The 25909-nt window shown below is 71.3% G+C and carries 25 protein-coding genes; 17 read left to right on the forward strand and 8 right to left on the reverse strand.

The genetic code is table 11. The annotated features are described in order from the left end of the window. Positions 1-97 precede the first annotated feature (97 nt). The 7 genes from AAEP80_RS04430 (at position 98) to AAEP80_RS04460 (ending at position 7203) form a co-directional block, all read left to right on the forward strand. Positions 98-1375, forward strand: a complete 1278-nt coding sequence (locus tag AAEP80_RS04430; RefSeq protein ID WP_420366110.1) for an amidohydrolase family protein — start codon at positions 98-100, stop codon at positions 1373-1375. Between the two features lie 52 nt (positions 1376-1427). Beyond that, positions 1428-2195 carry an ABC transporter ATP-binding protein gene (locus tag AAEP80_RS04435; RefSeq protein WP_281266506.1) on the forward strand — a complete coding sequence of 256 codons (768 nt, stop codon included), beginning with the start codon at positions 1428-1430 and terminating at the stop codon, positions 2193-2195. Then, on the forward strand, positions 2195-3058 hold the full coding sequence (locus AAEP80_RS04440; RefSeq protein WP_420366111.1) for an ABC transporter permease: 864 nt from the start codon (positions 2195-2197) through the stop codon (positions 3056-3058). Before AAEP80_RS04435 ends, AAEP80_RS04440 begins: the two co-directional genes overlap by 1 nt. Positions 3059-3124: 66 nt before the next feature. Further along, complete coding sequence (locus AAEP80_RS04445) at positions 3125-4318, forward strand: ABC transporter substrate-binding protein (protein ID WP_420366112.1); 1194 nt, start codon at positions 3125-3127, stop codon at positions 4316-4318. A gap of 112 nt (positions 4319-4430) precedes the next feature. Further along, the gene (locus AAEP80_RS04450) at positions 4431-5792 is read left to right on the forward strand and encodes an FAD-binding oxidoreductase (RefSeq protein WP_413600277.1); all 1362 of its coding nucleotides are present in this window, start codon (positions 4431-4433) and stop codon (positions 5790-5792) included. Next, positions 5789-6577, forward strand: coding sequence for a creatininase family protein (locus tag AAEP80_RS04455; RefSeq protein ID WP_420366113.1), 789 nt, complete (start codon positions 5789-5791; stop codon positions 6575-6577). The genes AAEP80_RS04450 and AAEP80_RS04455 overlap by 4 nt, the downstream gene beginning before the upstream one ends. Next, on the forward strand, positions 6574-7203 hold the full coding sequence (locus AAEP80_RS04460) for a pyridoxine/pyridoxamine 5'-phosphate oxidase (protein ID WP_420366114.1): 630 nt from the start codon (positions 6574-6576) through the stop codon (positions 7201-7203). The genes AAEP80_RS04455 and AAEP80_RS04460 overlap by 4 nt, the downstream gene beginning before the upstream one ends. Positions 7204-7308: 105 nt before the next feature. Here AAEP80_RS04460 and AAEP80_RS04465 read toward each other — a convergent pair whose 3' ends face one another. Next, on the reverse strand, positions 7309-7932 hold the full coding sequence (locus tag AAEP80_RS04465) for a TetR/AcrR family transcriptional regulator (RefSeq protein ID WP_420366115.1): 624 nt from the start codon (positions 7930-7932) through the stop codon (positions 7309-7311). Between the two features lie 102 nt (positions 7933-8034). Here AAEP80_RS04465 and AAEP80_RS04470 point away from each other — a divergent pair, with 102 nt between their 5' ends. Further along, positions 8035-8595 carry a hypothetical protein gene (locus AAEP80_RS04470; RefSeq protein ID WP_420366116.1) on the forward strand — a complete coding sequence of 187 codons (561 nt, stop codon included), beginning with the start codon at positions 8035-8037 and terminating at the stop codon, positions 8593-8595. Between the two features lie 152 nt (positions 8596-8747). On the opposite strand, the gene AAEP80_RS04475 is transcribed toward AAEP80_RS04470, so the two are convergent. The 4 genes from AAEP80_RS04475 to AAEP80_RS04490 form a co-directional block, all read right to left on the reverse strand. Beyond that, on the reverse strand, positions 8748-9989 hold the full coding sequence (locus tag AAEP80_RS04475; protein WP_420366117.1) for an MFS transporter: 1242 nt from the start codon (positions 9987-9989) through the stop codon (positions 8748-8750). Positions 9990-10098: 109 nt separating this feature from the next. Then, positions 10099-11415 carry an ABC transporter substrate-binding protein gene (locus tag AAEP80_RS04480; protein WP_420366118.1) on the reverse strand — a complete coding sequence of 439 codons (1317 nt, stop codon included), beginning with the start codon at positions 11413-11415 and terminating at the stop codon, positions 10099-10101. 44 nt (positions 11416-11459) lie between these two features. After that, positions 11460-12389: a carbohydrate ABC transporter permease gene (locus AAEP80_RS04485; protein ID WP_281266514.1), complete on the reverse strand. Its 930-nt coding sequence runs from the start codon at positions 12387-12389 to the stop codon at positions 11460-11462. Continuing rightward, a complete protein-coding gene (locus tag AAEP80_RS04490; protein ID WP_281266515.1) occupies positions 12382-13320 on the reverse strand; it encodes a carbohydrate ABC transporter permease in 939 nt (312 codons plus the stop codon). Before AAEP80_RS04490 ends, AAEP80_RS04485 begins: the two co-directional genes overlap by 8 nt. A gap of 176 nt (positions 13321-13496) precedes the next feature. Between AAEP80_RS04490 and AAEP80_RS04495 the strand changes: the two genes are divergently transcribed. From AAEP80_RS04495 to AAEP80_RS04515, 5 genes are all read left to right on the forward strand, one after another. Continuing rightward, positions 13497-14549: a LacI family DNA-binding transcriptional regulator gene (locus AAEP80_RS04495; protein WP_420366119.1), complete on the forward strand. Its 1053-nt coding sequence runs from the start codon at positions 13497-13499 to the stop codon at positions 14547-14549. Positions 14550-14674: 125 nt separating this feature from the next. Further along, the gene (locus AAEP80_RS04500) at positions 14675-15850 is read left to right on the forward strand and encodes a Gfo/Idh/MocA family protein (protein WP_420366843.1); all 1176 of its coding nucleotides are present in this window, start codon (positions 14675-14677) and stop codon (positions 15848-15850) included. Next, a complete protein-coding gene (locus tag AAEP80_RS04505; RefSeq protein WP_420366120.1) occupies positions 15847-17067 on the forward strand; it encodes a DUF993 family protein in 1221 nt (406 codons plus the stop codon). Before AAEP80_RS04500 ends, AAEP80_RS04505 begins: the two co-directional genes overlap by 4 nt. 83 nt (positions 17068-17150) lie before the next feature. Continuing rightward, on the forward strand, positions 17151-18002 hold the full coding sequence (locus tag AAEP80_RS04510; protein WP_420366121.1) for a sugar phosphate isomerase/epimerase family protein: 852 nt from the start codon (positions 17151-17153) through the stop codon (positions 18000-18002). Further along, a complete protein-coding gene (locus AAEP80_RS04515; protein WP_420366122.1) occupies positions 17999-19957 on the forward strand; it encodes a DUF6807 family protein in 1959 nt (652 codons plus the stop codon). Before AAEP80_RS04510 ends, AAEP80_RS04515 begins: the two co-directional genes overlap by 4 nt. Before the next feature lie 7 nt (positions 19958-19964). Here AAEP80_RS04515 and AAEP80_RS04520 read toward each other — a convergent pair whose 3' ends face one another. Then, positions 19965-20618 carry a TetR/AcrR family transcriptional regulator gene (locus AAEP80_RS04520; RefSeq protein WP_420366123.1) on the reverse strand — a complete coding sequence of 218 codons (654 nt, stop codon included), beginning with the start codon at positions 20616-20618 and terminating at the stop codon, positions 19965-19967. A gap of 92 nt (positions 20619-20710) precedes the next feature. Here AAEP80_RS04520 and AAEP80_RS04525 point away from each other — a divergent pair, with 92 nt between their 5' ends. Further along, the gene (locus AAEP80_RS04525) at positions 20711-21058 is read left to right on the forward strand and encodes a DoxX family protein (RefSeq protein ID WP_420366124.1); all 348 of its coding nucleotides are present in this window, start codon (positions 20711-20713) and stop codon (positions 21056-21058) included. A 22-nt stretch (positions 21059-21080) separates the two neighbouring features. Here the strand turns inward: AAEP80_RS04525 and AAEP80_RS04530 are convergent, their stop codons facing one another. Continuing rightward, positions 21081-21644: a dihydrofolate reductase family protein gene (locus AAEP80_RS04530; RefSeq protein WP_420366125.1), complete on the reverse strand. Its 564-nt coding sequence runs from the start codon at positions 21642-21644 to the stop codon at positions 21081-21083. Positions 21645-21761: 117 nt separating this feature from the next. Here AAEP80_RS04530 and AAEP80_RS04535 point away from each other — a divergent pair, with 117 nt between their 5' ends. Continuing rightward, entirely contained in the window at positions 21762-22496 is a 735-nt protein-coding gene (locus tag AAEP80_RS04535; RefSeq protein ID WP_420366126.1) for an NYN domain-containing protein, read from the forward strand. 85 nt (positions 22497-22581) lie between these two features. On the opposite strand, the gene AAEP80_RS04540 is transcribed toward AAEP80_RS04535, so the two are convergent. Further along, entirely contained in the window at positions 22582-23625 is a 1044-nt protein-coding gene (locus AAEP80_RS04540) for a carboxypeptidase regulatory-like domain-containing protein (RefSeq protein ID WP_420366127.1), read from the reverse strand. A 107-nt stretch (positions 23626-23732) separates the two neighbouring features. Between AAEP80_RS04540 and AAEP80_RS04545 the strand changes: the two genes are divergently transcribed. Continuing rightward, positions 23733-24362, forward strand: a complete 630-nt coding sequence (locus AAEP80_RS04545) for an ABC transporter ATP-binding protein (protein ID WP_420366844.1) — start codon at positions 23733-23735, stop codon at positions 24360-24362. Then, the gene (locus AAEP80_RS04550) at positions 24359-25849 is read left to right on the forward strand and encodes a hypothetical protein (protein WP_420366128.1); all 1491 of its coding nucleotides are present in this window, start codon (positions 24359-24361) and stop codon (positions 25847-25849) included. Before AAEP80_RS04545 ends, AAEP80_RS04550 begins: the two co-directional genes overlap by 4 nt. Positions 25850-25909 lie beyond the last annotated feature (60 nt).

The following is a 25909-nucleotide window of genomic DNA, read 5'->3' on the forward strand; positions in this document are numbered from 1 at the left end:
TGGCAACCGCCGCGAAATACGTGGGAAACGTGGTCCTCATAGCATCACCAATGTTGATGCGATCAACATTCTGACACACGATCGAGAGGGCGTTCCGATGCGGTCATCCCTGCCGAACGCACTTGCCCTGCTGCGCGGAGCGACACTGCCGGACGGGCGCACCGTCGACGTCCGAATCGACGGCGAGATCGTCGTCGAGGTCGCTGCGGCCGGCTCCCTCACCGCCGACGCAGCGGCGACGTTCGACCTGCAGGGCCGGCTCCTGCTCACCGCGCCCGCCGAACCGCACGCGCACCTCGACAAGGCCCTGAGCTTCGACCGCATCCAGCCGCCGCTCGGCGACCTCGGGTCCGCGATCGAGGCATGGGTCGACCACGCCGACGACATGACCGTGGCCGACATCGCGGATCGGGCACGGACGCAGGCCCTCGCGATGCTCGCTGCCGGGACGACCTCCATCCGGACCCACGTCGACGTGTTGAGCGCCCGCGGGGCCGCCGACGTGCAGGCGGCCACCCGTGGTGCGCGCGCGCTCGTGCAGGTCCGCCGCGAGCTCGCCGGGCTCGTCGACCTGGAGCTCGTCGCGCTCGCCGGACACCACGCGCCGGACGAGCACGTCGAGGCGGTCCTCGACCTCGGCGTCGACCTGGTCGGTGGCGCCCCGCACCTCGCCGACGACCCGGAGGCCGACCTCGTGCGGCTCCTCGCCATCGCCGAGCGGCGGGGCCTCGGCGTCGACCTGCACGCGGACGAGAGCCTGGACGGCCCCGTCACCCTCGACCGGTACGCAAGGATCGTGCGCGACTGGCCCCGCGACCGGCAGTACTCCGCTGGGCACTGCGTCCGGCTCGGCACGCTCGAACCCGGCCGTCTCGCCGAGGTCGTCGCGGACGTGCTCGCCGCCGACATCGGGGTGATCTCCCTCCCGATCACGAACCTGTACCTGCAGGGCTGGCAGCACCCGGTGTCGACGCCCCGCGGACTCACCGCCCTGCGCGCCCTGCTCGACGCCGGCGTCCGCGTCGCCGCCGGCGCGGACAACGTCCGCGACCCGTTCAACCCCGTCGGCCGGTCCGACGCGTTCGAGACGGCATCGCTCCTGGTCACTGCCGGGCACCTGACGCCGGACGAGGCGTACGCGCTCGTCAGCGACGGCGCTCGCAGCGTGATGGGCCTGCCCGTCGCCGGCGTCGCGCCAGGAGCGCGCGCGGACCTCGTCGCGGTGGACGCGACGAGCGTCGTCGATGCCGTGGCGAACGCGCCCGCCGACCGGGTGGTCATCGCGCACGGCCGACTCGTCGCAGTCACCGAGGTCCGCCGCAGCGTCGCTGCACCCGCGCTCGCAGCGCCCGTCGCCCCCGAACTCGTCCCCTGACCGGGCTCCCCGGCACGACCCGCCCGCCCCACCCCACCGAAACGAGGTACACGTGACCACCACCGCACCAGCGCCCGTCACGTCGACGGACACGCTGCTCGACTTCGGCAACGTCGAGATGACGTTCCCGAACGGCACCGTCGCCCTGCAGGGAGTCGACCTCACCGTGGACCGCGGCGAGTTCGTCTCCGTCGTCGGCCCCTCCGGCTGCGGCAAGTCGACCCTGCTCCGCATCGCCTCCGGCCTCGAGACCGCCTCGGACGGGACCGCCCAGGTCACTGCGGACCGGATCGGCTACGTCTTCCAGGACGCCACGCTGCTGCCGTGGCGTTCGGTGCAGGGCAACGTCGAGCTGCTCGCCGAGCTGCAGCACGCACCGAAGGCCGACCGGGCCGAGAAGGCACGACGGGCGATCGACCTCGTCGGGCTCAACGGCTTCGAGTCGAACCTGCCGAAGCAGCTCTCCGGCGGCATGCGGATGCGCGTCTCGCTCGCCAGGTCGCTCACCCTCGACCCGCAGCTGTTCCTGTTCGACGAGCCGTTCGGCGCCCTCGACGAGATCACCCGCGAGCGCCTCAACGACGAGCTCCTCCGGCTCTTCGTCGCGCAGCGCTTCGCGGGGCTGTTCATCACGCACTCGGTGTCCGAGGCCGTGTACCTGTCCACCAAGGTCATCGTGATGTCCGGTCGCCCCGGCAGCATCGTCGGCCGCTTCGACGTCCCGTTCCCGATGCCACGCGACCCCGACATCCGGTTCACCCCCGAGTTCGCCGAACTGGTCGGCGAGGTCTCACACGCACTCCGAGAGGGGCACCGCTGATGACGACCCTGCAGCAGGTCACCGAGGCCAGGGCGGCGAGACTCGCCACCCGCCGCTCCCGACCGCGTCGCGCCGTCACGTGGTGGCAGCCGGTCGTGGTCTTCGCCGTCCTGATCGGCGTCTGGTACGCGGCCGCCGCCTACTACGACCACGTCAGGAACCTCGCGTTCCTGGTGCCGTACCCGCACCTCGTGCTCAAGGCGATCGTCTGGGACACCGGCGTGAACGGTGCCCCCACGACGTTCGACAGCGACCTGTGGAAGGCGCTCGGACGCACGTCGGTCGTCTCGTTGACCGGGCTCGCGTTCGCGATCGTGATCGGTGTCGTCTGGGCGATGCTGATGGCGCAGGCGAAGTGGCTCGAGAACTCGCTCTACCCGTACGCCGTCGTCCTGCAGTGCGTGCCGATCCTGGCGCTGGTGCCGCTCATCGGCGCCCTGTTCGGCTACGAGTTCACCAGCCGGGTCATCGTCACGGTGATGATCGCCCTGTTCCCGATGGTCTCCAACACGCTCTTCGGACTGCAGTCCGCCGACCGGGCGCAACGCGAGCTCTTCCAGCTGCAGCGGGCCGGGCGCGGCGCGCAGCTCATGAAGCTCCAGGTCCCCGCCGCGCTGCCGTCGATCTTCGTCGGCTTGCGGACCTCCGCTGGGCTGTCGGTCATCGGCGCGATCGTCGGCGACCAGTTCTTCCAGCGCGGCAACCCCGGGCTCGGCGTCCTCATCCAGGTCACCGCCTCACGCCTGATGGGCCCGGAGCTCTACGCGACCATCATCATCGCCTCGCTCTACGGCGTCGCCGTCTTCCTGCTCTTCGGCCTGATCGGTCGCCTCGCCGTCGGGCGCTGGCACGACTTCGGCTGAGCCCCCCCGACCATCCCTCCCATCATCCCGACGCACCACGTGAACAGCACCACGAACGGAGCACCCATGCGCATCAAGACCCGCCTCGGCATCGCGACCGCCGCCCTCGGCGTCACCGCGATCGCCCTCACCGGCTGTGCGAGCGGATCCGGCGCCGCGACCGGCGACAGCACGTCGACCGCGTCCACGGCGAGCGGCCCGGCCGTCGACCTGTCGGACGTCTGCCCGGCGACCGTCGTCGTCCAGACCGACTGGAACCCAGAAGCCGACCACGGCCACCTGTACCAGATGCTCGGACCGAACCCGAAGATCGACGCGAGCGGCAAGTCCGTCACCGGCGACCTGTACGCCAACGGCAAGTCGACCGGCGTGCAGCTCGAGGTCCGTGCAGGCGGCCCGGCGATCGGCTACTCGACCGTCAGTTCGCAGATGTACCAGGACAAGGACATCACCCTCGGCTACGTCTCCACCGACGAGGCCGTGCAGTTCTCCGACAACCTGCCGACCACCGCGGTGTTCGCCGAGAACGACCAGTCGCCGATGGTGCTCATGTGGGACCCGTCGAAGTACCAGGACGTCGACTCGATCAAGTCGCTCGGCAAGGCGCTCGAGAAGAACGACGGCGTCGTGCGCTACTTCAGCGGCGCCGCGTACATGACCTACCTCGAGCAGTCCGGCAACCTGCCGAAGAGCGTCCTCGACGGCAGCTACGACGGCACCCCGTCGAAGTTCGTCTCGGCCGGCGGCAAGGACGCCCAGCAGGGCTTCGCCACCGCCGAGCCGTACATCTACCAGAACGAGGTCGCCGCCTGGGGCAAGAAGGTGGACTACTCGCTCATCTCCAGCACCGGGTGGAACCCGTACCCCGAGACCATGTCGGTCCGCAGCGGTGACCTCGAGAAGCTGAGCCCGTGCCTCGAGAAGCTCGTGCCGGTGATGCAGCAGGCCGACGTCGACTACTTCAAGAACCCGACGCCGACGAACGACCTGATCGACCAGCTCGTCCAGCAGTACAACAACGGCTGGACCTACGACGCCCAGGTCGGCGCGTTCGCCGTCAAGCAGATGAAGAAGCTGAAGGTCGCGACCGACGGCGACAACGCCTACGTCGGCGACATGGACGCCGACCGGATGACGGACTTCATCGCGAAGGCGAAGCCGATCTTCGACGCATCCGGCGGACACGTGAAGGCGGGCCTCACGGCCGACGACCTCTACACGAACAAGTTCCTCGACGACAAGATCGGGTTCGGCTTCTAGCCGGCCACGGGGCCGGCCGCCATCGCGGTGGTCGGCCCCACCCACCGTTCTGGAGGCTCGGTGCCGGACCGTCACCGAGCCTCCCGTCCGACCACCCCACAGGAGCCCCCCAATGCCCGCCACCCAGGAATCCCTCGACACCCTGCGGGTCGCGCTCGTCGACCTGCTCGGCGACCGCGGCGTCAGCACCGACCAGCGGACGCGCGAACGCGCGTCCGTGGACGAGGCGACGATGAGCCCGATCCTCACCGAACAGCTCCCCCTCGGCCTCGCCGACCTGGTCGCGTACCCCGCGAGCGCCGACGAGATCGCCGCCGTCCTGCAGCTCGCGGCGCGGCACGGCGTCCCCGTCACCACCCGGGGCAAGGGAACCGGCAACTACGGCCAGGGCATCCCGCTGCACGGCGGTGTGGTGCTCGACACCTCGCGGGCGCGCGCCGTCGTCGAGGTCGGCGACGGGTACGTCACGGCAGAGGCCGGCGCCTCGATGGTCTCGCTCGAACAGGCCGCAGCGGCCGCCGGGCAGCAGCTCTGGATGTACCCGTCCACCGCGCAGTCGACGATCGGCGGCTTCCTGTCCGGCGGCTCCGGCGGGACCGGGTCGATCTCGCACGGATCGAACTGGGAGGGCTTCGTCACCGCGCTCGACATCGCGCTCCCCGGCGAGGACGGACTGCTGCACGTCGAGGGCGCCGAAGCGCAGACGTTCGTGCACACCTACGGCACAGCCGGGGTCATCGCGCGCGCCACCGTGCGGCTCGAGCCCCTGCAGGACTGGCGGGCCGTGTACGCGACGTTCCCCACCTTCGAGCAGGCGCTCACCGCGGTCCGCACGCTCCGTGGGACGACCCCGGCACCACGCCTCGTGAGCGCCGACCGAGCCGAGATCGCGGCGAAGCTGCCGAAGGACCCCGCCATCGCCGTCGACCGGGCGAGCCTGCGCGGGATCATCGACGCCGTCGTGCTCGAGGAGTCGCGGGACCTCATCGAGGCAGCGGGTGGCACCGTCGAGGACGTCCGCGAGGGCCTCCAGCAGACGACCAAGGTCTCGATGCTGTCCTACAACCACCCGATCTGGTGGCTCAAGCGGAACTCGCCGGACACCGTCTGGTTCCACGTCGAGGTCGGCGGCGAGGCGCTGATCGACCGCATCGCCGAGGTCGAGGCGGTGTACCCGGGCGCCATGCTGCACATCGAGGCGGCGCACATCGGGCCGATCGGCATGCTGACCGCGCCGTACACCGGCGCCGAGGACGTCTACGCCGGCTACCCGGCACTCCGCGACCTCGGCGTCCGCGTGCACAGCCCCCACCAGTACTACGTCGACCACGGCGTCGAGGAACTCGTCGCGCTCAAGCAGCGCACCGACCCCGCCGGACTGCTGAACCCCGGGCACGTGATCGACCCCGCGCTGGTCGAGTCCGGCGGGTCCACGGCGTCGGCGCAGCCGAGCATCCCGGGATTCGGCAAGTGAGCGGGACGAGGAACCTCGCCGAGCTGTCCGGCCCCGAGGTCGCGGCACGGTTCACGCCCGACACGATCGTCGTCCAGCCCACCGGCGCCGTCGAGCACCACGGACCGCACCTGCCGCTCCTGACCGACTTCCTGCTCGCGGACCACATCGGCGGCGCGGCCGTCGAGCGCGCGGCGACCGAGGGGCTCGACGTGTGGCGGCTCCCGACCCTGGCGTTCACGAAGTCGGACGAGCACAGCTGGGCGCCGGGCACCGTGTGGCTCGACGAGGCGACGATGTTCGACACCGTCGTGCAGGTCGGCCGCGCCGTCGCCCTCACCGGTGCCGGCACGCTGGTGTTCGCCAACGGACACGGCGGGAACGTCGCGCTGCTGCAGGTCGCCCTGCGCGAGATCCGGAAGCGGTTCGGGCTGAAGACGTTCCTGATGCCGACCCTGGCGCGCGTGCCTGGGCCCGGTGGCGAGGACGCCGACGAGCGCGGCCTCGGGATCCACGGCGGCGCGGCGGAGACCTCGATGATCCTGCACCTGCGTCCGGACCTCGTCGACATGTCGAAGGCCGAACGGTGGGTGCCGGACCACCTCGCCGAGTTCGAGCGCGTCCGGTTCAACGGCGGCCCGGTCAGCTTCGGGTGGCTGTCGAACGACTTCGGGACACCGGGTGTCATCGGGGACGCGAGCCGCGCGACGGCGGAGTACGGCAAGGCGCTGTGGGACGTCTCGCTCGACGAGGCGGTCGCGTCGCTCCACGAGATCGCGCGGTTCGACCCCGCCGTCCGGCGGTGACGTCGGTGCTGCCGGGCGAGGTCACCGCGGACGGTTCCGGTTCCGGTTCTGCTTCTGCGGCGCCGGCGGACCCCCTGGCGCTCGCCGTGTCGTGGCTCCCCGGCACGGGTGCGCCGGTGACGATGACGCTGTCGACGATCGGCCTCGACGGCTACCCGTCGGCGAGGACCGTGCTGCTCTCCGCGTTCGACGGGGAGCGCCTGCACTTCCACACCGACTCCAGGAGCCGGAAGGCCGCCGAGGTCGCGGCGGTCCCCAGGGCGACCGCCACGATCGTCTGGCCGGAGACCGCGCGACAGCTCGTCGTCACCGGGGACGTCGCGCCGGACACCGACCAGGAGGCTCGGGCCGCCTACGCCGCGAGGACCCACTACCTACAGGTGCTCGCCTGGGTCAACGACCACCCGCTCGCCGCTGCGGAGGACGACGTGCGGCGCGCGACCTGGGCGGCGTTCATCGCGGAGCACCGGGACGCCGTGCTCGATCCGCCCGACACCTGGGTCGGCTACGCGATCACGCCCGTGCGGATGCTGTTCTGGCGTGGTGCGACGGACGCGCCGAGCAACCGGCTCGCGTTCGAACGGGACGGGGACGGCACGTGGACCTCGGAGCGCTGGCCGGGCTGACGGTCCGGCCGGCGGACGGGGTCGCCCGACGGTCAGATCGGGGCGATGTGCTCCCGAACGAGTTCCATGGCGTTGTCGTACAAGCAAAACAGGTTTCCGCCTGGATTACTTGTACCGCTCCTCCTCTGCGGCGGCGGGCTGCCGGGAGCGGTCCAGGACGGCGGTGAACGCAGCGTCGAGTTCGCCCGCGATCGCCTCGGGATCCGCTAGGTACCCGCCGACCATCGCCCCGTCGCGGAGCATCACCAGCTGGCCGGCCGTGACGTCCGGGTCGGGGGCGCCCGCGTCGGCGGCGATCGTGGCGAAGAACCCGTGCATCCACTCCCGGTGCCGACGGACGACGGCGCGGACGGGATCGTCGGGGTCGGGGGTCTCCGCCGCGGCGTTGATGAACGGGCAGCCCCGGAACCCCGGCAGGCAGCTCACCTCCCCGATGAGGGATGCGATCGCTCGGGCCGCGTCCAGACCGTGATGCCCGTCCGTGACGTGCGAGAAGGCTCCGCGCTCGCCGTCTGCCTGGGCCTCGAGGTACGCCACCGCCAGGTCCGTCTTCGTGCGGAAGTGCCGGTAGAAGGTGACCTTCGTGATCCCCACCCGATCGATCACCCGATCGGCACTCGTGCCGCGGATGCCCGAGGCGGCGAAGAGCTCGGTCGCCGCGTCGAGGATCCGCGCCCGCGTCGCGACGGCGCTGCGACGTCCGTCGACTGGTGGCGAACCGGCGGTCACGTTCTCTCCCTCGGGGCTTGCGGTCTCGACGGACCCAACTCTAGAGTCCTCGATGTAGACGTACTAGTAACTCTACATTGGACCCCGACGAACGGACTCGCCATGACCACCACCGAGCGCGCGACCTCGAACGTCGCCTCCTCCCTCCGACGGCTCTACTTCTTCCGCTTCGGGTTCGCCGTCCTGTGGGCGATCGCCCTCGCGGTCATCGCCGCCACGCTCCCGACGCTCGCCGCGACCGTCGTGGTGCTGCTCGTCCTCTACCCGGTCGTCGACCTCGCCGCTGCGGTGTGGGACCACCGGTCGTCCCGGGACACCAGGCCCGCTCGGGCACTCGTCGTGAACATGGTGCTGAGCCTGCTCGCGGCGATCGGCCTCGGCATCGCCGCAGTGTCGGGCTCGCCGGCGGTCCTCGTCGTCTGGGGAGCGTGGGCGATCACCGCCGGCGCGGTCCAGCTCGTCCTCGCCGTCGCGCGTCGCCGTATGGGTGGACAGTGGCCGATGATCCTCAGCGGAGGGATCTCGGTGCTCGCCGGTGCCGGGTTCGTCTCGCAGGGCCTGCACGGCGGGACGGGACTCACGAGCCTCGCCGGCTACGCGGTGCTCGGCGGTGTCTTCTTCCTCGTCTCGGCGCTGCGCCTGCGGCGCGCGGCCAGCCTGTAGGCTCGTCGCGGCCCCGCCACGACCCTCCCGTCCGTCGTCACCCCGCTCGCGCAGAGCGAGTGTGCAGACGATGCGTTCTCGGGGGCGATCTGCTCGCCGTTTCCGCGCACTCGATGCGGCGGGCGGCGCGCGGCGGGCGGCGCGCGGCCGGGTCAGGCCCCGGTCGGGCAGACGGTCTGGACGGGGCCGGTCGACGCGGGGACGACGTCGTCGGTGGACGCCACCGGCACCGCGTTCCCACGGCGCAGCCCGAGGCCGACCAGCACGACGGCCCCGACGACCGCGATGCCACCGGCGAACCAGAAGTCCGCGGCGATCCCGAACGACGTCACGGCGACGCCGCCGAGGACCGATCCCGCGGCGATCGCGAGCTGGATCGTGGTGACGAAGAGCGCGAGACCGGTCTCCGAACCGCCGGGTGACGCGGTGGACATCCAGGTCTGCATCCCGAGGGGGAGTGCGCCCCACACGAGGCCCCAGACGACGAGCAGGGCGAACACCCCGACGACCGAGTGGGCGAGCAGTGGCAGCGCGATCACGGCCGCGGCCAGGACGATCTTGGACGCCCCGATCGTGCCGAGCACGTTCCGGCTCAGCGTGACCCCCGCCACGAAGTTACCGACGATGCCGGCGACGCCGAACACCAGGAGCGCGAGGGTGATCGTCTCAGGCCCGACACCGACGAGCTCCTGCAGGTACGGCGCGACGTAGGTGTACGCCGCGAACTGCGCCGCGAAGACGAACGCGGTGCCGATGAGCCCGACCCGGGCCCTCGGCACGCGGAGCAGCGCGCCGAGTGTGGCGAACCGCACCCGCTGCACCGCCGGGATGCTCGGCAGCATCGCCAGCTGGAGCACCAGCGCGACCAGCCCGAGCGCGCCGCCGATCACGAACCCGAGGCGCCAGCTGCCGAGCGCGGAGACGAACGCGCCGAGCGGCAGGCTGACCACGGTGGCGACCGAGACGCCCGCGGTGATGAAGGAGGTCGCGCGGATGACCGACGGGGCCGGGACGAGCCTCCCGGCGATCCCGGCACCGATCGCCCAGAAGCCACCGATCCCGACCCCGAGCAGCATGCGTGCGGCGAGGAGGACCGCGAACGTGGGCGCGACGGCCGCCAGGCCGTCGGCGACGACCAGCAGCACCGTCAGGGCGACGAGGACCACACGACGGTCGAGGCGCGAGGTCGCGACCGTCACGACGGGGGCGGCGACGGCACCGACGAGTCCGGTCGCGACGACCATCAAGCCGGCGGTCCCGACCGGGACGTCGAGGTCGGCGGCGATCGCGGGGAGGAGCCCGATGGGCAGGAACTCGGAGAGGACGAGCACGAAGGAACCGAGTGCGACGGAGAGGACGCTGAGCCACCCACGGCGCTGGGCTGACGATGTCATGGAGGGGTCAAACCCGGACACGCGGGTTCCATTCCCGCGGTCGGCAGTGTGACGGACGGGAGGTACGGTGCCAGCTGGCACCGTGCCTCCCGTCCGTCTGCGGTCGCGCCTACTGCGCGTCCTGGATGGCCTTCTTCAGCTGCGTCACGTACTGCTCGGCCCCCGCCTTCGGCGTGGTCTTGCCGAACTGGACGTTCTGCCAGATCTGGGCCAGCAGGGTGTCCGCGTCCTGCGCGCCGACCGGCGTGATCGGAGCGGGCGGACCGGACTCTGCGGTGACCTGCTTCACGTAGTCCATGACGATCTTGTCCGAGCCGCTGAGGTCCGGCGTGATCTGCTTCTGGAACGCGGGGTTCGCGGGCATACCGCGCTCGGCGCCGAAGATCTTGCCGACCTTCGGGCTGGTCGTCAGGAAGTCGATGAGCTCAGCCGCTTCCGCCGGGTGCTTCGACTTGCTCGAGATCGACCAGTACATCGAGGACTTGAGGTACTGCCAGCCCTTCTTCGCATCGGCGGCGGCCGGCATCGCGAGCATGTCGAGCTTCTGCGACGGCGCTGCGGCCTGGTACGCGCTGAGGTTGGAGGGGATGAACGTCATCGCGACCTTGCCGGTGGCGATGTCGGACTGGTCGAGCGCGGCGTTCGTGCCCTCGGCGAGCTGCGACGGACTCGGCGTGACCCCGGCGTCGATCTGGTCGAGCGCGTACTGCCAGTAGTCGGCGAGCATGGACGGCTTCAGGACGACCTTGCCCTTGTCATCGAACACCGCGCCGCCGTGCTGGCGGGCCCAGAGCGTCAGTGACGGGGTGTCGCCGCCGAACGGGTCGAGGCCCTTGACCTTGCCGCCGGACTTCTCGGTGACCTCCTTCGCGACCGTGTTCATCTCGTCCCACGTCCACCCCTTCGAGGAGGGCATGTCGATGCCGTACTCGTCGAGGACGGTCCGGTTCACGGCGACGCCGATCGAGTTCAGCCCGATCGGGACGGCGTAGAGCTTGCCGTCGTACTGGCCCGTGTCGCGGACGTTCTTCGTGAGGTCCGAGGTGTCGAGGTACTTGCTGTACTGCCCGAGGTCGGCGATCGCGCCGCGCTGGGCGTACGAGGCGACGTAGATCTGGTCGAACTGCATGACGTCCGGCGCGCTGCCGCCGGCGATGGTGGTGGCGAGCTTGTCCCAGTAGCTGCCCCAGTCGGTGGACTGGGTCTTCACGGTGATGTTGGGGTGCTCCTTCTCGAAGGCCTTCACTGCCGCTTCGGTGGCGGTGACGCGGGCCCCAGCGCCCCACCAGTTCAGGGAGATGGTGACGGGGTCCTTGCTCAGCTCGGCTCCACCGCCGTTCGAGTTGCCGACGGCGCAGCCGCCGACGGCGAGGACGGAGGCGGTGGCGATCGCGACGGCGCCGATGACGCGTGATCTCAGGTGCATGGTCTTCCTTGCTCTGGTGAGTGGATCGATCGGGTGGGGGCGGTTCACTTGCCGCCGGTGGTCGCGATGCCCCTGAGGAGGAACCGCTGGCCGAAGAGGAACGCGAGGAACACGGGGACGAGCGTGACGACGCTCATCGCGAAGAGGGCACCGAAGTCGGACTGCCCGGTCGGGTCGATGAACTGGCGGAGGGCGACGGACGCCGTGTACTTGTCCGGCGCGGTGACGAACACGAGCTGGCTGAAGAAGTCGTTCCACGTCCAGATGAAGGTGAAGATCGCCGCCGTCGCCAGCGCCGGCTTCATGAGCGGCAGGATCACCTGGAAGAAGATCCGTGCGTGCCCTGCGCCGTCGATGCGCGCGGCCTCGTCGAGCTCACGCGGGATCCCGCGGATGAACTGGACCATCAGGAAGACGAAGAAGCCGTCCGTGGCGAGGAACTTCGGCACGATGAGCGGCAGGAACGTGTTGATCCAGCCGAGCTGCGAGTAGATGACGTACTGCGGGATGATGAGCACCTGGATGGGCAGCATCATCGTCACGAGCATCGCGCCGAACGCGAGCCGCTTGTACCGGAAGCTCAGCCGGGCGAACGCGTAGGCCGCGAGGGAGCAGCTTACGAGGTTGCCGATGATGGCGCCGATCACGATGATCGCCGAGTTCGCCAGGTACACGCCGAACGGGCGTTGCAGGGCGCTCCACCCCGTCGTGTAGTTCTCGGTGTCGAAGGTGTTGAGCACGAGGCTCGGGTTGTCGAAGATGTGCCCGTCGGGGCGGAGCGAACTCACCACCATCCAGAGCACCGGGTAGAGCATCACGAGGCTCAGCAGGATGAGGACGGTGTGCTTGGCGATGCTGCCGGCGCGTGAGCCGCGGGCCTTCGCGACGCGGACGGTCTCGGGTCGGGGATCGGGTCGGCGGTCCGCCGGGGGCGTCGCCGGTGCTGGACGCAGCGCGGTCGAGTGATCAGTCATCGTAGAAGACCCAGTACTTCGAGGCCCAGAAGTTGAGCGCGGTGGCGGCGCCGACGATGAGCAGGAGGAGCCACGCGATCGCGGAGGCGTATCCCATCTGCAGGCTGCCAAACGCCTTCTGGTAGAGGTAGAGCGTGATGAAGAGGGTCGAGTTCGTCGGCCCTCCTGTGCCGTTCGAGATCACGTAGGCCTGCGTGAACGACTGGAAGGCCCCGATGATCCCGAGCACCAGGTTGAAGAACACGATCGGGCTGAGCAGCGGCAGCGTGATCGACCGGAACTGCCGCCAGCGGGTCGCCCCGTCGGTGGAGGCCGCCTCGTAGTACTGCCGGGGGATCTGCCGGAGCCCGGCGAGGAAGATCACCATCGGCGCCCCGAAGGTCCAGACGTGCAGGATGATCAGCGTCCCGAGGGCCGTGTTCGGGGACCCGATCCAGGACTGTCCCTGGATGCCGAAGACCGCCAGGAGTGCGTTGAGCAGTCCGTCGCCGCCGAACACCAGACGCCAGAGCACCGCGATCGCGACACTGCCGCCGAGCAGGGACGGCAGGTAGAGGACCGACCGGTAGAACGACAGCCCCCGCATCCCGCGGTCGAGCAGCACGGCGACGAGGAGGGCGGCCGCGAGCTGCAGCGGGACGGAGACCACCGTGTAGACGAGCGTCACCACGAGCGAGCTGCCGAGGTTGGTGTCCTCGACCATCCGCTGGATGTTGGTCAAGCCGGTGAACGTCGGGTTCTGCAGGAGGTTGTAGTTGGTGAAGGACAGGTAGAGCGAGGCGAGGATCGGGCCGAGGGTGATCCCGACCATGCCGATCAGCCACGGGGCGAGGAAGACGGCCGCGGCCTTGTCGTCCCGCCGGGAAGCGGGGATGCGTTTCCCCTGGGCGTCTCGTGCGCGGAGTGCACGGAGTTCGCCGAGCGCACTCACCAGGAGCTCGCCGTCATGGAGTTGCTGCGTTGCACGATTCCCATCTCCTTTGATGGTGGTGTCGGTGACTGGGCGCCACCGTAATCGTTGTAACGGACCTTGGCAAGCGCTTTCCGCAAGTGTGCCGGTGGCCTGCCGGGGCCGGTGTGGACGGCAACGCCTGGCATGCTGTGACCGTGTCCGCGAACGCGCGGCCGGGACGGAGCGTCGAGGTGGTCGAGCGCAGCAGTGCGACCCTGGAGGACGTCGCCCGCGCGGCCGGCGTCTCACTCGCGACGGCGTCCCGAGCGCTCAACGGCAGCACCCGCCGCGTGCGTCCCGAGTACGTCGAGCGGGTGGAGGCGGCGGCGCGGGAGCTCCGGTACATGCCCAACGTGCAGGCGCAGGCCGTCGCGCGTGGGGCGACGACGGTGGTGTCGCTCGTCGTCGGCGAGATCACGGACCCGTACTTCGCGCAGATCGCCGCGGGGGCGATGCGGGCGGCCGACCGAGCCGGCCTCGTGCTCGTGATCACCTCCACCGCGGGGGACGCGGAGCGCGAGGCGTCGGTGTTGCAGAGCGTCGCGGGACTCCGGCCGCGCGCGGTCGTCCTCGCTGTGAGTCGCAGGACGAGCAGCGCGGCCGGAGCGGGCGTGGAGCTCCTGCGTGGCGGTGGTGCCTCGGTCGTCGCCCTGGTGTCGGACGAGGGTGCCGCGTCGCCGACCGCCGTCATCCCGCTCGTGATCGGGAACCGCGCGGGAGCGGCTGCGCTCGCCGAGGCGCTCGTCGACGAGGGGCACCGGGACTTCGCGGTGCTCGCCGGCGAGCACGACGTCGTCACCGCCAGGGCACGGGCGACGGGCTTCGTCGACGGGCTCGCGGGTCGGGGGATCCGTCTGGCGGACGACCGGGTGGTCGCCGGGGTGTTCACGCGCGACGGTGGCCATGCCGCGATGACGCAGCTGCTCGAGGCCGGGGTCCGTCCCGGGTGCGTCTTCGCGGTCAACGACGTCAGTGCGGTCGGGGCGCTCGCCGCGATCCGCGACCACGGGCTCGAACCGGGGCGGGACATCGCGGTCGCTGGGTTCGACGACGTCGGCACGCTGGCGGACGTGGTGCCCGCGCTGTCGACCGTGCACCTGCCGCTCGAGACGATCGGGGAGCTCGCCGTCCAGGCGGCCCTCGGCGAGGACGTGCCCGCGGTGGTCGCCGGCGAGGTCGTCCTCCGCGCGAGCACCAGGCTCACCTGACGACGGGCCTTCCCTCGGCCTGTGCATCGGTGTACCGTGCGGTAAGCGCTTTCCGCACGGCATCCGTGCGCGATCACCGACGATCACCGGAGGACTCCGTGTCACGACCACCACTCGGCATCATCATGAACGGCGTCTCCGGTCGGATGGGGTACCGACAGCACCTCGTCCGCTCGATCCTCGCCATCCGGGAGCAGGGCGGCGTGCTGCTGTCCGACGGCTCCCGCGTGCAGGTCGAGCCGCTGCTCGTCGGGCGCTCTGAACCGAAGCTCGCCGAGATCGGGCACCGGCACGGCATCGAGCACTGGACGACCGACCTCGACGCCGCGCTGTCCGACCCGCGTTGGGACGTCTACGCCGACTTCCTCGTGACCAGCGCCCGCGTCCCCGCACTCCGCCGCGCGATCGCCGCAGGCAAGGCGGTCTACACCGAGAAGCCCACCGCGGAGACCCTCGACGACGCCCTCGACCTCGCCCGCGCGGCCCGTGACGCCGGGGTCAAGAACGGCGTGGTGCACGACAAGCTGTTCCTCCCGGGGCTCAGGAAGCTCCGCCGGGTGCTGGCGTCCGGCGCCCTCGGACGGGTCCTCAGCGTGCGCGGGGAGTTCGGCTACTGGGTCTTCGAGGGCGACTGGCAGGCCGCGCAGCGCCCGAGCTGGAACTACCGCGCCGAGGACGGCGGTGGCATCGTCGTCGACATGTTCCCGCACTGGAACTACGTCCTGGAGGACCTGTTCGGCCGGGTCGAGTCCGTCTCCGCCCGTGCGGTCACCCACATCCCGGAGCGGGTGGACGAGCACGGCAACCGGTACCGGGCCACCGCTGACGACGCGGCGTACGGCATCTTCGACCTCGCAGGCGGGATCACCGCGCAGATCAACTCGAGCTGGACGGTGCGCGTCGACCGCGACGAGCTCGTCGAGTTCCAGGTCGACGGCACCGAGGGCAGCGCCGTCGCCGGGCTCTTCGGCTGCCGGGTCCAGCACCGGAGCACCACGCCGAAGCCGGTCTGGAACCCCGACATCCGCGACGAGAACGACTACCGCGCCGGCTGGCAGGAGGTCCCCGACAACGAGGTCTTCGAGAACGGCTTCAAGGTCCAGTGGGAGCAGTTCGTGCGCCACGTCGTCGAGGACGCGCCGCACCCGTACGACCTGCTCTCCGGTGCGCGCGGGGTGGCGCTGGCGGAAGCCGGTCTGCGGTCGGACCGCGAGGGGCGACGGATCGACCTGCCGGACCTGCGGCTCGGCGACGGAGCCGCACCGAGCCTCCAGGCCGACGACGCCCGGGTGACCGCATGACGGACCTGACGCTCCTCGCGCCGGACGGCACCACGGCCGGCGTCCCGCTCCGCGAGGCCCCGATGTGGACGAAGCCGCGCGGACCGCTCACCAGTCGGGTCGTCTACGCGGCGGCCCACGTCGTCCCGCGCGTCGCGGGCGACAACACCCCAGGAGCCGCAGCGGACATCGACTGGGACGCGACCCTCGCGTTCCGGCACCACCTGTGGTCGTGGGGGCTCGGCGTGGCGGACGCGATGGACACCGCGCAGCGCAACGCGGGCCTCGACCCGGTCGCGATGCGGGAACTCGTCCGGCGCAGCGCGGCAGAGGCCCGTTCCGTCGGCGGACGCATCGCGGTCGGCGTGAACACCGACGACATCGCGTCCGACGGTGCCACCCTCGACGAGATCGTCGACGCGTACGTCGCGCAGCTCCGGCACGCCGAGGAGCACGGTGCGGTGGCCGTCGTGATGGCGAGTCGGCACCTGGCGCGCGCGGCCCGGACGGCCGACGACTACCGACACGTGTACGAGCGGGTGATCGCCGCTGCGACGCAGCCGGTGGTGCTGCACTGGCTCGGGGCCGCGTTCGATCCGGTGCTCGAGGAGTACTTCGGGTCCAGGTCAGTACCGGAGGCCACGAACACCGTCCTCCGGATCATCGCGGATGCCGGCGAACGGGTCGCCGGCATCAAGATGAGCCTGCTCGACGCGGACGCCGAGGTCGCGCTCCGCTCGCGGCTCCCGGGGACCGCCCGGATGTTCACGGGGGACGACTTCCACTACGTCGACCTGATGTCCGAGCACGCCGGTCGGCACTCCGACGCGCTGCTCGGGGCGTTCGCCGCGATCGCGCCGATCGCGTCGTCGGCGGTGCAGGCGCTCGACCGCGGGGACGCGGACGGGTTCCGCAGCGTCCTCGGTCCGACGGAGGCGCTCGCTCGGCAGGTCTTCGCCGCGCCGACCTGGCACTACAAGACCGGGATCGCCTTCCTGTCCTGGCTGAACGGTCACCAGCCCGCCTTCACGATGGTCGGTGGCATGCACGCGGCGCGCAGTCTGCCGCAGCTGTCCGAGACCGTCCGCCTCGCGAACGCCTGCGGCGCGCTCGAGGACCCGGACCTCGCCGCGTCGCGCTGGCACGGCATGCTCACGTGGGCTGGGGTGCCGGTCGGGTCGGCCGGGAGGCTCGGTGCCGGTCCGCGCGGCGGCTCCAGGAACGCGGTGGTCGCGTGAGCACCGTGGCGGGGCGCGCGGGCGCGGGTGTGGGTGGGCGCGGGGCGGCGCGTGTAGCTGGGCGCGCCGAGGCGCACCCGCGCTTGTCGCTCAACCAGGCGACGGTGAAGTCCGCGACGCTCGCCGAGGCGATCGCCGCCACGCGGTCCGCCGGCATCGGTGCGATCGGGACGTGGCGTGAGCCGGTGCAGGAGGTCGGGCTCGACGACGCCGCGCGGATGCTCGCTGACTCCGGGCTCCGGGTGTCGTCGCACTGCCGCAGCGGGTTCTTCACGCCCGTCGAGGGCACGGTCCGCCGGGCGGCGATCGACGACAACCGGCGGGCGATCGAGGAGACGGCGGCACTGGCGGCTGCGGGAGCCCCGGGATCGCGAGCGGTGCTGGTGCTCGTCGCCGGGGGACTCCCGTCGGGATCGACGGACCTGGTCGGGGCGCGGGGCAGGGTCGCCGACGCGCTCGCCGAACTCGAACCGACGGCGGCCGCAGCGGGCGTGCAGCTCGCGATCGAGCCGCTCCACCCGATGTACGCGGCCGATCGGGCCGTCGTGTCGACGCTCGCGCAGGCCCTCGACCTCGCCGCGCCGTTCGACCCGGCCGTCGTCGGGGTCGTGGTGGACACCTTCCACGTCTGGTGGGACCCTGCTCTGCCCGGATCGGTCGCGCGGGCCGGGAGGGAGCGCCGGATCGCGTCCTACCAGGTGAGCGACTGGGTCACGCCGATCGCCGCGGACCCGCTGCTGTCGCGCGGCCTGATGGGGGACGGGCACATCGACTTCGGCCCGGTCTCCGAGGCCGTCGACGCGGCCGGGTACACCGGGGACGTCGAGGTCGAGGTGTTCAACCAGGACGTCTGGGACACACCGGCCGACGTCGTCGCCGAACGGGTGGTCGCGGCGTTCGACGCGTGCGTCCCCGTGCGGCGCTTCGACCGATGACCGGGGCGTCGGTCGTGCTCGTCGGGGTGCGTGGCTTCGGTGCGGTACACCTGGCGAACGTCCGGCGGCTGCAGGCGGCGGGCGCGGTCCGGTTGACCGGGCTGGTCGACCCGCTCGTGGTTGATGTCGACGCCGTCGGCGCTCCGCTCTTCCCATCACTCGGCGACGCCTTCGCGGGTGTCGGCGTGCCGGACATCGTGATCGCCGCGGTACCCATCCCCGTGCACGCGACCGCCGCTGCCGAGGCGCTCCGTGCCGGTGCCGACGTCCTGCTCGAGAAGCCGCCCTTCGCCCGGATGGCGGACTTCGAGACCCTGCTCGCCGTGCAGCGCGAGACCGGCCGGGTCGTGCAGGTGGGGTTCCAGAGCCTCGGGTCGCACGTGCTCGACGACCTCGATGTCGACCGGTTCGGCATCGGTCCGGTCCGGCACGTGCGGGCGATGGGCACGTGGGTGCGTCGCGCGGCGTACTGGAAGCGCTCGCCCTGGGCAGGCAGACGCTCGCTCGACGGCGTCGACGTCGTGGACGGGGTCGTCACGAACCCGCTCGCCCACGCGGTGGCGACGGCGCTCCGCATCGCCGGGGTCCAGCGTGTCGAGGACGTGGAGCGTGTCGACGTCGATGCCTACCGCGCGAACGCGATCGACGCGGACGACACCACTGCGCTCCGGATCGTGCCCGCTCCGCTCGACGCCGACCGACCGACCGTCTCCGCTGCCCTGACCCTGGCGGCGTCGGGCCCGGCAGATGCGGCACCGGTCGTCGAGGTCGTCGGCGACCGCGGTACCGTCTCCTTCCGGTACACGACGGACGAGGTCGTCGGTCCGGACGGCGCGGTGACTCCTGGTACGAGGACCGACCTGCTCGAGAACCTCTTGGCGCACCGTGCCGACGGCGTCCCGCTGCTGGTGCCCCTCGACTCGACCGGTGCGTTCATGCGGGTCGTCGAGGCGATGCGCACCGCGCCGGAGCCCACCAGGATCGAACCCCGTTTCGTCGAGGTCGTCGGGACCGGCGACGACGCGCACCCGGTCGTGCAGGACGTCGAGCGCTGGGTCCGGGCGGCCGCGGACCTCGACGGGACGTTCGTCGATGCCGGCGCCCCGTGGGCGTCAGCCGCTCGGGACGCCGTGGTGGCCACCGCCGGTGCAGGACCGCTCCTCGTGCTGCAGGACGGCGCCGGGACCACGCCGTCCTCGTCCCCTCGCCCGTTCCTGCACCCCGTCCGGACACTCGGCGGCGTCGAACTCACCGCCCGTCGACCGGCTGACCACGACTGGCACCTCGGGCTGGGGTTCACCGTCGCCGATGTCGACGGGACGAACACCTGGGGCGGCGGGACGTACGTGCACGGGCGCGGGTACGTCGACCAGGACGACCACGGGCGGCAGCGGCTGGACGACCTCGAGCGGGACGCCGACTCGATCACGGCCTCCCTGACGTGGGTCGATCGCGACGGTGCCGACCAGCTCCGCGAGGTCCGCACGATGCGGTCCCGACCGCTCGACGGTGACTGTTGGCTGCTGGACCTGTCCACCTCACTCGAACCCGTGGGGGACCGGCCGGTGACGCTCGGGAGCCCCGGGTCGAACGGTCGGGTGCGTGCCGGGTACGGCGGGTGGTTCTGGCGCTTCCCGCCGTGCTCGGGCGTCGAGGTCTCCACGGCCGACGCCGACGGGGAGGACGCCGTGCTCGGCACCCGGGCACCGTGGGTCAGATGGGCGGCGGACTTCGCCGGGACCCCGGGTGCGATCGGGCCGGCGACGATCCTGCTGACGTCCTCGGCGCCTGACCCGTGGTTCGTCCGGGCAACCGACTACCCGGGCATCGGTACCGCGGTCGCGTGGGAGCAGCCCGTCACCGTCTCGCCGGGTGACCCCTTCGTCCGCTCGCTCCGTGGGGTCGTCGCCGACGGGCGTCGTCCCGCCGCTGCGCTGCTCCGGCACCTGGCCTGACCGGGGCTCACCGCCGTCGCATCACCGCACGCCAGATCTGGTTCGGCCGGAGGGGTGACCCACCGAGTGGCTCTCGTTCCGCTCCCGGTGCTCGAAGGGCATCGAGGAGCAGGTCGACCCATCGTCTGTGGAGCTGTGGGGCCACCTCGCCGAAGGCCGCGATCGTGCTCGACATCGAGAGTTGCAGGACGGCCACGTCCTCGAGCGCCGCGTCGGGCCGGATCGAGCCGGAGTCCTGCGCGCGACGGAACAGCGACTCGAGGCCGGTCTGGATCTCCGCACGCATGGCGAGGAGCGTCGGCGCGCCCGTGAACCGAGTGGTCATCAGGTCGCTGAAGCCCTCGCGCCGCGCCTCGATCTCGGCGGTCCGGCGGATGAAGGTGGCGAAGCCGCTCCACGGATCCCCCTCGGACAGGGCGGCGCACTCGTGCACCAGGTCGAGGACCTCCTGCAACGGTGCCAGGAGGACCTCCTCCCACAGGGCCGCGCGCTCGGGGAAGTGCCGGTAGAGCGTCGCGTTGCCGACTCCTGCGGCCGCGGCGATCGGTTCGAGCGGGGCGTCGAGTCCCCGCTCCGCGAAGGCCGTGCACGCCGACTCGACGATCGCTGCTCGGTTGCGGAGGGCGTCCTTCCGAGGTGCTCTCGCGGGGGTCTCGCTCACGATCGGAGTGTACGACGGCGATCCGGGAATACGGACAGTGGTGTCCGGATTGAATCGGACACCACTGTCCGTTTCGTCACTTGGAGCACCCCGTGCACATCGCAGCCGTCATCCTGTCCCTCGTCCTCGCCGCCGCCATGCTCGGGTCCGGTGTCATGAAGCTCGTCGGCGCGGCGCCCATGCGGGCGAACATGGCGTCGGTGCACGTGACCCCGTCGCAGATGCGCGTGCTCGGGGTGCTCGAGGTCCTCGCCACGATCGGCCTCGTCGCGGGGCTGTGGATCCCGGCGCTCGGCATCGCTGCCGCCATCGGCTCGATCGTGTACTTCGTCGGCGCGATCGTCGCGCACGTGCGGGCGCGCGACAAGGGCCTGCAGGGCGCAGCTGCACTCCTCGTGCTGTCGGTCGCGACCCTGGTGGTCCTGCTGCTCGCGCTCTGAACGCGGTCCGGACCGCGTCCGCTCAAGGCGTGACGCGGTGGCGGAGGAAGACCGACCCGGCCTCGAAGACGCGGGCCTCGACGAGTTCGAGCTGCCGGTGCGCGCCGGCGTGCGCGAAGTACGGCGTCCCGCCGCCGACGAGCACCGGCGCGACCACGAGCTGGTACTCGTCGATCAGGTCGAGGCCGGCGATCTGGGCTGCGAGCTCGGGGCCACCGATCGCGATGTCGCCGTCGCCGGGGGCCGCGCGCAGCCGGGCGACCTCTTCCTCGATGCCGTCCGTCGCCAGGCGTGCGTTGCCCTCCACCGACGTCAAGGTGCGCGAGAACACCACCTTCGGCAGCGCCTTCCAGATCGTCGTCCACTCACGTTCGGCGTCGCTCAGACCTGGCACGTCGTCCGCGGTCTCCCAGAACAGCATCGTCTCGTAGAGCTTCCGCCCCATGAGGTGCACGTCGACGCCGCGGAGCTGGTCGAGGAAGACCCGGAACACCTCGTCGTCCGGCTCGCTCCAGTCGAAGCGTCCGCCGGCGTCCGTGGTGAACCCGTCGAGGGACGCCGTCATCGAGTACGTGACCTTGTGCATGCGCGACCTCCTCGTCGGCCTTGCCCGGTGGCTCGCAGCGTAGCCCGCAACGAGGTGTTGTCCACAGATCACGCGCACCGGCTCCGCCGCGCAGCTGCGTCTCCCTACCGTGACCGCATGCGGGTCGGCGTGTACATCGACGGGTTCAACCTCTACTACGGTGCCCGCGCGCTCTGCGGGCGTTCGACGCCGGGATGGCGCTGGCTCGATCTCCGCACGCTCGCGACGAACCTGCTCGACGGACCCGGCAGTGCGTGGAGGAATGCGCACGTGTCCCGGGTCGTCTACTGCACCGCGAGGGTCAACGGAGCCGACAACACCGCAGGGCAGCACGACCAGGACACGTACCTCCGTGCTCTCGACCAGAACGGTTCGATCGACGTGCTCGCCCTCGGGAACTACGTCTCACGCGTCGCGACGGCACCACTCGCGACCCCGGGACGTCGTGGTCGCCCCCAGCTGACCCGAGCGGACTGGCCACTGCAGGTGCGCGACCAGTTCGGATCAGATGTCCCCGATGCCACGTTCATGGCCTCCGTCGCACGCCGAGAGGAGAAGGGCTCGGACGTCAACGTAGCGTCCCACCTGCTCATCGACGTCCTCACCGCCCGGATCGACACGGCGATCGTGATCAGCAACGACAGCGACCTCGAGTTCCCGATCCGGTACGTGCGCACAGTCGTCCCGGTCGGGCTCGTCAACCCGACGCCCGGGTACCCGGCTGGCAAGCTGAACGGAGACGCCACGGATGGCGTAGGAGCCCACTGGTGGCATCAGCTGACTGCCGCGGAGACACGCTCGGCGCAACTTCCGTCGGTGTGCGGCCGAGCGCGGCGACCACCTGGCTGGTGATCCTCGTGTATGATGGGTGACATACCGCCCGGCCCCTCTGGGGCCGGGTTTTCTCATTGCGGACGCGGCGGTCGGGTGCAGTCCGTCAGCGCGTGCTCCAGAAGGAGATCGAGCGGCTCTGGTCTCCGCTCATCACGATCGTGTGCGACGACGCCCGGTCCGCGACCGGCCGGTTGCCCTCGCCGCCGTACCAGTACGAGATCCACCGACGTTGGCTCGGCGACCACCCGACGACCTCGACCTTGTACCGCCCGGCGCTCAACACCGCGCCGAACGTCCCGCCGCGGCCCGGGGACCAGTAGCTCAAGCGGGTGTCGAACGTACTGCCGATGGACTCGCCGTACACGTGCACGGTGGCGTTGGTGAAGTCGGTGTCGAGCTGCGGGTTGACGATGCCGGTGAGCGTGACGCCCTCGGTCGCACTGCCGTCGATCCCGTCGAGCACCGTCTCGTCGCGGCCGACCGCTTCGTGCGACACCCGGACGTACGTGCGCGCCGCCGTGGAGCCCGGGTCGCGGTGGAATCCCCACGACTCGTTCCGGAGTGCCGGCCACGAGTCGAGGGTCTCGTCGTGCGCGTTGACCTGCACGCTGTAGTCGTCGCTCGGCAGCCCGTGCACCCAGTAGTGCCCGTCCGGCGAGGTCACCGTGCGCTTCACGGTGCCGGTGTTCCAGCCGCGCACGACGACCGACGCGCCGGAGAGGTCCGCGCCGTACGGGTTGTGCGCCGTACCGCCGATGGACGCACCCCTCCGCATCACGAGCACGACGGTGTCGTGGCCACCCGGTGTGACGACGACCTCGCTCCGCGTCGCGGGGATCGTGTCGTCGAAGCCGTACGATCCCTCGCGCTCGCCGTGGAGCGTCCAGGTCCCGGCAGGGACGTCCTCGAACGTGAGGCGTCCGCGCTGGTCACTCGTCGCCGACGCGGCGGTGCCGCCGTCCGCGGCGCGCAGGTCCACGGCCACACCACCCAAGGCGATCGGCTGCTTGTCCGGGTCGGTCAGCATCACGGTGAGCGTCCCGTCGCCGTCCGGGACCGCAGCGCTGGCGGTGACCGGTGCGACCAGCACGCCGATCATTGTCATCGCGGCCGTGATGCCGACCGTCGTCCATCGTCGTGCGGTCATGGTGGGCCCCTGATCCCTGGCGCGGTCACCCCTGACCACGGTGGAGTGATGCTACCGAGGACTCGTGCTCGCGTCACGGTGCGACGACAGGGCAGGCTGGGCCCGTGATGATCTCCGTGGACGACCTCGTGGTCGCGGCCGACGACGTGACCCTGTTGCCCGCGACGACCGTCCGGTGCGACGCGGGGCAGGCCCTCATCGTGCGCGGACACAACGGCGCCGGCAAGTCGACACTGCTCCGCGTGCTCGCCGGGATGCGGTCGCCGAGCACAGGGACCGCCACCATCGCGGGGGCGCGGATCTCCCGTCGCGACCCGGCCTTCCGGCGCCGGGTCGCCGCGATGATCGGACTGCCACCGATGGCGAGCGACCTGACCGTCCAGGACCACGTCCGGCTCGTGGCAGCGACCTGGTTCGGCGACCGCGACACCGCCGAGACGCTGGCCACGGAGACACTCGGTGCGTTCGGACTGGACACGCTGGTGCGGCGGTTCCCGCACGAGCTGTCGACCGGGCAGCAACAGCTGGTCGGACTGGCGCTCGTGCTCGCGCGGCCGTTCGACGTGCTCCTGCTCGACGAGCCCGAACAACGACTCGACCAGGAACGCCTCGAGATGGTGAGCGACGTGCTCGGCCGTCGGCGAGACGCCGGTGCGTCCCTCGTCGTCGCGACGCACAGCGACCTCCTCACCGAGCAGCTCGCCGACCACGTCGTCGACCTGGGCGCCCACCGGTGAGCGCACGTCTCGCTGCCGCCACCGGCGTGTGGCGCGACCGTCAGGTCCGGGACCTGGGGGACCGGGCCTACCTCGCGTACACGCTCGTGCTCGCCGCGCTCATCGTCGGGGCCCCGATCGGCCGGACCGTGTGGCTGCGGATCACCACCGAGACGAGCTCGTCCGCGCTGACGTCGTCGGCCGCAGGGACGATCGCCGGGACCGTCGTGCTCGGCATCTGGGCGGCGGCGCTCCTGATCGGCAGGAGCCGTGGGCCGGCGGTCGCCCCGCCGTTCCTCGTCCACGCGCTGACCGGGAGCGATCTCCGCCGACGGACCGTGTTCCGGTCGCGGGTCCTCACCGCGGTGTCCGTCGCGGTGGTCATCGGCGGCGGGATCGCGGTGTTCATCGGACTCGCGCTCGGCTCGCTCGGGCTGGTGTCCGCGCCCGCCGTGCTGGACTTCGCGCTGCGCGGGGCACTCGTCGGCGTGGTCGCGGTGGTGTGCTGGCTCATCGGTGAGTCGTTCCCCCGTGTCGCCGGGGCGCTCGCCGTGGTCCTGCTCCTTGTCGCTGGCGCGGCGCAGGTCGTGTCCGCTGAGCCGTTCGGCCGATGGGCGTGGGTGAGTAGCGGAGGTCCGGTCGTCGCCGCCGACGTGGTGCTGCTCGTCCTCGCCGTCGCCGGACTCGCGGCGGTGCCGTGGCTGCTCGACCGGATCGACGACGCGACGCTCACGGCGCAGGCGGCGAACTGGGACGTGGCGATCGCCCACGCCGTCAGCCTCGACTTCACCTCCGTCGCCGAGTCGTACCAGGCGCTCCCGACGGTCGGGAGGCGGATCGAGGCGGTGCTCCGCAGCGCACGCCTCTGGGTGGTCTTCGTCGTCCGCGACCTGGTCGGGGCGGTCCGGACGCCGGCACGCCTCGCGACCGGGGTCGTGACGGTCGCGGGGGCCGGAGCGTTCCTGGTGCTCGCCGCGGTCGCACCCGCTGGCGGGTTCCTCCTCGGAGCCCTCGCCGCGGTCCTGCTGTACACCGGCGTCGGCGCGTTCAGTCGCGGGCTGCAGCACGCTGCGCAGGTCACGACGGACCTCCCGCTGTACGGCGTCGGCGACGGGCGGCTGCTCCTCGTCCACAGCATCGTGCCGACCGGAGCGACGCTGCTCCTGACCGGCGGGACAGCGATCGTGCTCGGTGCCGTCGTCGCGCCGGCATCGGTGCCCGTGCTCGTCTGGGGTGGCATCGCGCTGCCGATCGTCGCGGTCGCAGCACATCTCAGCAACGCCCTCCGCGGGCCTGCGCCGCTCTTCCTGATGACGCCGGCGCCCTCCGCGGTCGGCGACCCGATGCCGGTCATCCGGGTCCTCTGGGCGATGGACGCCCCGGTCCTGGCGGTGCTCGCCGGTGTGGCCGTGTCGGCCGGAGCGGCGGGGATCGGCGGGTTCGTGGCCGTGGCCGTCGTGCTCGGGTTGTTCCTGCTGGTCCGGTGGTCGCGCCGCACGGAGCACTAGCGCCGCGTGCCGACTCGGAACGACGAAGTCGCTGTCGTCCGACAGCGCAGCTGTCGCACG

The organism is Curtobacterium sp. L3-7 (assembly GCF_048756585.1).
In the GTDB taxonomy this organism is placed as follows: Bacteria; Actinomycetota; Actinomycetes; order Actinomycetales; family Microbacteriaceae; genus Curtobacterium.

What these genes read in the sequence shown, in the direction of transcription:
- AAEP80_RS04540 (WP_420366127.1), bottom strand. Translation starts at nt 23,625, where the DNA reads ATGACCGCACGACGATGGACGACGGTCGGCATCACGGCCGCGATGACA.
- AAEP80_RS04480 (WP_420366118.1), bottom strand. Translation starts at nt 11,415, where the DNA reads ATGCACCTGAGATCACGCGTCATCGGCGCCGTCGCGATCGCCACCGCC.
- AAEP80_RS04515 (WP_420366122.1), top strand. Translation starts at nt 17,999, where the DNA reads ATGACCGGGGCGTCGGTCGTGCTCGTCGGGGTGCGTGGCTTCGGTGCG.
- AAEP80_RS04430 (WP_420366110.1), top strand. Translation starts at nt 98, where the DNA reads ATGCGGTCATCCCTGCCGAACGCACTTGCCCTGCTGCGCGGAGCGACA.
- AAEP80_RS04485 (WP_281266514.1), bottom strand. Translation starts at nt 12,389, where the DNA reads ATGACTGATCACTCGACCGCGCTGCGTCCAGCACCGGCGACGCCCCCG.
- AAEP80_RS04505 (WP_420366120.1), top strand. Translation starts at nt 15,847, where the DNA reads ATGACGGACCTGACGCTCCTCGCGCCGGACGGCACCACGGCCGGCGTC.
- AAEP80_RS04440 (WP_420366111.1), top strand. Translation starts at nt 2,195, where the DNA reads ATGACGACCCTGCAGCAGGTCACCGAGGCCAGGGCGGCGAGACTCGCC.
- AAEP80_RS04450 (WP_413600277.1), top strand. Translation starts at nt 4,431, where the DNA reads ATGCCCGCCACCCAGGAATCCCTCGACACCCTGCGGGTCGCGCTCGTC.
- AAEP80_RS04545 (WP_420366844.1), top strand. Translation starts at nt 23,733, where the DNA reads ATGATCTCCGTGGACGACCTCGTGGTCGCGGCCGACGACGTGACCCTG.
- AAEP80_RS04535 (WP_420366126.1), top strand. Translation starts at nt 21,762, where the DNA reads ATGCGGGTCGGCGTGTACATCGACGGGTTCAACCTCTACTACGGTGCC.
- AAEP80_RS04530 (WP_420366125.1), bottom strand. Translation starts at nt 21,644, where the DNA reads ATGCACAAGGTCACGTACTCGATGACGGCGTCCCTCGACGGGTTCACC.
- AAEP80_RS04475 (WP_420366117.1), bottom strand. Translation starts at nt 9,989, where the DNA reads ATGACATCGTCAGCCCAGCGCCGTGGGTGGCTCAGCGTCCTCTCCGTC.
- AAEP80_RS04445 (WP_420366112.1), top strand. Translation starts at nt 3,125, where the DNA reads ATGCGCATCAAGACCCGCCTCGGCATCGCGACCGCCGCCCTCGGCGTC.
- AAEP80_RS04500 (WP_420366843.1), top strand. Translation starts at nt 14,675, where the DNA reads ATGAACGGCGTCTCCGGTCGGATGGGGTACCGACAGCACCTCGTCCGC.
- AAEP80_RS04470 (WP_420366116.1), top strand. Translation starts at nt 8,035, where the DNA reads ATGACCACCACCGAGCGCGCGACCTCGAACGTCGCCTCCTCCCTCCGA.